We start from the raw sequence: 4,865 nt of genomic DNA, 5'->3' as shown, positions 1-4,865 counted from the left end.
CCGCCTGCTGGGCAGGGAGCGGAATCCCTATCGACACACGCCCCGGGCGCACGCCCCAGCCTTGATCGGCTACACCATCAAGCGGGACGCCATCCGGCGCTGCCGGCGCAGGGGACGCCGCCCTCTGCAAGGCGCGGCGGTTCATGGGGTGCACCCATCCGTTTCGTACGCTCCAGCCGCTGCGCGCGGGAACGGCTCGCCGGGGGTCGTCGTCGCCAGGACGGCGCGCCGGATAGTGCTGTAGCCCAGGGCGAACGTCAGTGGGGCGAGAGAGCGGAGGCAGCCCTGCTGGCGGTGCTGCACCGGCAGCGGTGACGCCTCCACGGACACGGACAGGTCCGCGGTGACGAGTGCACCGTCGGTACGCTCGGCTGCGATGGTGAGCTGATGGCTGCCCTTCGCCGATTAGGGCCGGGAGGGTAGTGAGTACGTTCATGGCGCGCTTCGGCTGCCCTGAGATGCGGTCCGGGCTCGGGGAGAGGGTTCCCGGCCCGCACCGGAGTCTGTCAGCCCTGCCCTCGCTGGCCGTGAGCGCGGGCAGGGCGAGGGCTTCGAGGGCGACGGTCTGGTCGGTCGGTGTCGGTGAGGGTCTGCGCACTCGATGTTTCGGCCTGCATCAGGCCTCCGGCGGTCATTCCTGGCCCGGGGCCGGGGAAATTTCAGCGCTCCTGCTGGCCCTGTGGTTGCCCGGCGGACAGGGTCTGGCGCGCTGCGTGCGCGGTCACTCTTGCGGCATGCCGGCGTAGTTGCGCATCGCCTTGCGCTGCTGGGGCAGACCCCACTGGCGGACAATCTCACAGAAGTTCGCCCATCTCCAGGTGTCTGTGTCCAGCGAGCCGAGTGTGCGTATCAGCCGCTGCTGCGGCTCGGTCAGCTCGTCGAACTTTGGGGGGCCGTTCGGTCCCGGCTCTGCGAAGGCCAGTCGCAGGGCCGCTGCGGCAACGGGGAAGCTGGCTGGCCCGGAGGTCGCGGACAGGCCGTCGGTCACGGCGTCCAGGGCTTCCTGCGGGAACCGGTCGGCCAGCAGGGTGAGCGAGGCTGCGGCGTACCCCCGCAGATCGCCCCCGTGAAACAACACCCCGGGCTCGGGTGGCTCCGCCTCGGCGGCCGCCAGTTCGGCGAGCACCCCGGCACTCACGGCGCCCTCGGCGCCTGTGGTGCCCAGCCGGGCGAGGGCGGTCGCCGCGGCCCACCGCACGACCGGCTCTGCGGCCGTGAGGAACGACGTCAGCCGCTCCACGAGCCCGGCGTCGCCCACGAGCCCGGCGGACACCAGCGCGGTGGCCACCACCACCGGTTCCGACTCGGCGTCGAGCACGCCCAGCAGCCGCGGGAGCGAGTGCGCGGCCTGTTCGGGGAACCAGGCAAGCAGGTAGGCGGTCGCGGCGCGTACGGTCGGGTCGTCGTCGCCCAGCAACGCGGACAGGGCGGGAAGCTGGCCCCGCACCGCTTCGTAGGCTCCCAGTTCGGCCTCCGCGGCCTCCAGTTGCCGCTCGTGGTCGAACATCGCACGCCGCATCTCGCGCACCCGGCGCTCGCCCTCGTCGGTTGCCGCCTCCACCCAGGCGTCGAACTCGGCACGTATGTCCTCCGGGTCCCGCGACCGGAATTCGGCCAGCTCGCGTCGCCAGCCCGCGATGTCCAGGCCGACGGGCAGATGGGCCTCGTCGTAGCCGATGGCGAGCGCCGCCAGCAGTTGCAGATACTCGGTGCGATCGGGCAACGAGACATCCGCCGCCATACGGGCCAGGAAGGGCACCGCTGCGGCCGAGGCCGGGTAGCGGCTGCCCTGGTGGAAGATGTTGCCGTACAGGGCGTGCAGTGCCTTGCGGCGCGCTTCGACGTCTTCGGCGCACAGGTCGCGCAGCTGCCCGGGGACGTCGTCGGCGGACCCGTACGCGTGCTCCAGTGCCGCCCAGGCGACCTCGTCCAGACCGGCCAGGGGTGTGTTGATCTCTGTCACGTTCCGAAACGTCTCACACGGCACTGACAATCGGCCGGCGCGAGGAGTTCCCGGTTGCCACCGACGGGGACGTCACCGCCGTCCGGGCCCTGGGTATCGGCCCGTAGATGTGGGGGAACTCCTCGCCGCCCGGCTCCGGGCCTGGTGCCTCACCGGCACGCCGAGCCGTTCCGGGTCGATGACCAGGACCGCAAGGTCATCCGGGCCCTCGTACGGGCCGTACAGGAAGGCCGCCACGCGCGGGTGGAGCAGTGGATGAAGCCCTCCTCCTGGAGAGTGCGGCCACGCGCCGGCGTCTCGTATGCGCCGGTCTCGCGGGCCGCGTCCAACAGGGGGTGTTCGACGGCATACAGGATGGGACCTTGGGGAGGGCCTCGGGTAGCCCAGGTCGAGGCTCAGACCTTCCCCTGCCTCGCCTTTCGAGGGGACGGCTCATACACGGGGTCAAGCGGCTGAGACGTCTTCCATTCGCGCTGTTTACCTGTTGAGCCGATCTGATGATGAAGCGGCGTGTCCCACTTGTGCTTGCCGGTCGCTTGATCACGAATACGTCAGGCTCCCTCTGGATTCGGACCCAAGAGGAGCATGTACATGAAGCCCGAGTTCACGGCGTTCCAGCTGGGACCGCTGCCCAGGCGAATGGGTCGACTGGTCCAAGAACCAGCGCCAATTTACGTCGTCCATGCAACCGCTCTCGGGGCTCGCGGCGAGCCCGGCGACGATCTTGGCTCCTAGTATCGGGCATGGCGATCAGCGGCGTGTGCAGGACCCCGGCGGCGATGACAGGCCATTGACCGTCAAGTTCGATAAGAGTTGCCCGGGGTCGACACAAGCGCCAACACGGTCACTGCCACCGTCAAGGTGGGTGACACACCGCCTTATGGGGCGGTATCCCCGGACGATTCCCTCGTCTACCTCACCAATCAGGAGAACGAGAGTTGACAACGTTGCCAAGAAGCTTGAGGAAACTGCGGACTGTAGTCGCGGGCATGTCGCTCGCCGCGCTGGCGAGTACCTCGGCTTATGCCGGAATGGCCGAGGCGACGGCCCCGGTGCCGACCACCGACTGGACATCAGCGGGCCAGAACGCCCACAACACCCGAGACGCTGCCGCTGAGCACATCCTGAACAGCAAGAATGTGAAGAACTTGAAGCCGCGTTGGACTTACACCGCGGCAGGCAACATCTCGGCAACGCCGACCGTGGTCCGCGGGGTGGCGTACGTGCCGGACTGGGGCGGGAAGCTGTCGGCGGTGAGCACTGCCACGGGGAAGGCGCTGTGGTCGAACCCGATCAGCATGTACAGCCGCGTCGCCGGGGACATCTCGCGCACCAGCCCCGCGTACACGCGCGGCAAGCTGGTGTTCGGGGAAGGCGTACTGACCTCCACCAGCACCGACGGCGCATACGTGATGGCCGCCAACTCCGCGACCGGCGCACCGCTGTGGCGCACCAAGGTCGACGACCACCCGAACGCGCTCATCACCAGTTCTCCGGTGATCGACGAGAAACGCGGCATCGCCTATGTGGGCGTGTCCTCCAACTCGGAGCTCACGGACGCGCAGTACACATTCCGCGGCAGCATCGTCGCCCTCAGCGTGGCCACCGGAAAAGTGCTCTGGAGGACACACACGGTTCCATCCGGATACACCGGTGGTGCGGTGTGGTCCAGCACCGCGGTGGTGGACCACCAGACCGGGCTGCTGTACGTGACCACGGGCAACAACTACTCCGTGCCGGACGGTGTCTGCACAAGGCCGGACCAGACCGGCTGCACCACGCCGTCGCCGGACAACCACGTGGACTCGATCCTGGGTCTGGACCTGAAGACCGGCAAGGTCGTCTGGTCCCGCCACACCTTGAGTGCCGATTCCTGGACGATCCCTCACCCGGCGGGACCGGACTACGACTTCGGCGCGGGACCGAACCTCTATACCGCCGTTGTCCACGGCAAGCGCACCCGACTGCTCGGGGCGGGGCAGAAGAGCGGCGTGTACTGGGCGCTGGAGCCTGCCACGGGCAAGGTCGTGTGGCAGACGCAGGTCGGTCCAGGCAGCATCATCGGCGGCATGCAGTGGGGCACCGCGACAGACGGCAAGCGCGTCTACGCACAGATCACCAACCTCGACCGCAAGTCCACCACCATCACCTCGGTCACCGGCAAGAAGTCGACCATCACGAGCGGATTCTTCGCAGCGCTCGACGCGGCCACCGGGAAGATCCTCTGGCAGACCGCGGACCCCAAGGACACCTTTGACTACGGCTTCGTCTCCAGCGCCAACGGCGTAGTCTACGCTGGCTCTGTGTCCGGCGACATGTACGCCCTGGACGGCGCCACCGGCACCATCAAGTGGAGCTTCGACAGTGGCGGGTCGGTAGTCGGCGGCGCTGCCATCGTGAACGGTTCGGTCTACTGGGGCTCCGGCTACTACTCTCCCTTTGTCCCCAACAACAAGCTCTACGCCTTCTCGCTCAAAAGGGCGTGTCAGGATAAGCGATGTAACTCCTGATCAATAAGACACGCTTGAGTGGACTGAAGGTTAACGACCTCTTACAGTCCCGGCTACGTGCGTGTCATCGCTGTGCTGGGGTTGGTGGTGTGGCACGGTGGGGTCAGGACGGTTCTACGGCTCCCGTAATGACCCTGTCGGGCCGCCCGCCACACACCTCGGCAGGAGGATCACACCGAGCTTCTTCTTCCCGTATTTCCAGCATGACCCTGGAGAGCCTGTATGTCCACCGTATGGGCTCCAGGAGGAGTTGGGCTGCCCGAGTGGGCAGGTGAGCTGCTGGTATGTCCAGTCAATTGAACCGCACCGGTTCGAATGGAGACTCGATTCTCTGAGAGGATTGAGTCATGGCACGTCCCTCCCCTTACCCCGCTGAGCTGCGGCGTCGTGCG

General features: G+C 67.5%; 2 protein-coding genes and 1 pseudogene. 1 reads left to right on the top strand and 2 read right to left on the bottom strand.

Features of this window, described 5'->3' with window-relative positions:
• Window positions 1-721: 721 nt before the first annotated feature.
• Together ABT085_RS43725 and ABT085_RS43720 are read right to left on the bottom strand one after the other, a co-directional pair.
• Window positions 722-1,963: a HEAT repeat domain-containing protein gene (locus ABT085_RS43725; RefSeq protein ID WP_351622017.1), complete on the bottom strand. Its 1,242-nt coding sequence runs from the start codon at window positions 1,961-1,963 to the stop codon at window positions 722-724.
• Between the two features lie 13 nt (window positions 1,964-1,976).
• A pseudogene (locus ABT085_RS43720) lies at window positions 1,977-2,319 on the bottom strand (DUF952 domain-containing protein).
• A 633-nt stretch (window positions 2,320-2,952) separates the two neighbouring features.
• Here ABT085_RS43720 and ABT085_RS43715 point away from each other — a divergent pair.
• The gene (locus tag ABT085_RS43715) at window positions 2,953-4,473 is read left to right on the top strand and encodes an outer membrane protein assembly factor BamB family protein (protein ID WP_351622014.1); all 1,521 of its coding nucleotides are present in this window, start codon (window positions 2,953-2,955) and stop codon (window positions 4,471-4,473) included.
• The last annotated feature ends 392 nt before the right edge of the window (window positions 4,474-4,865 follow it).

The organism is Streptomyces sp. NPDC002265, from assembly GCF_040296125.1.
GTDB lineage: Bacteria > Actinomycetota > Actinomycetes > Streptomycetales > Streptomycetaceae > Streptomyces.
The sequence above is the reverse complement of the archived record's forward strand: the minus strand, read 5'-3'. Positions and strand labels throughout refer to the sequence as shown.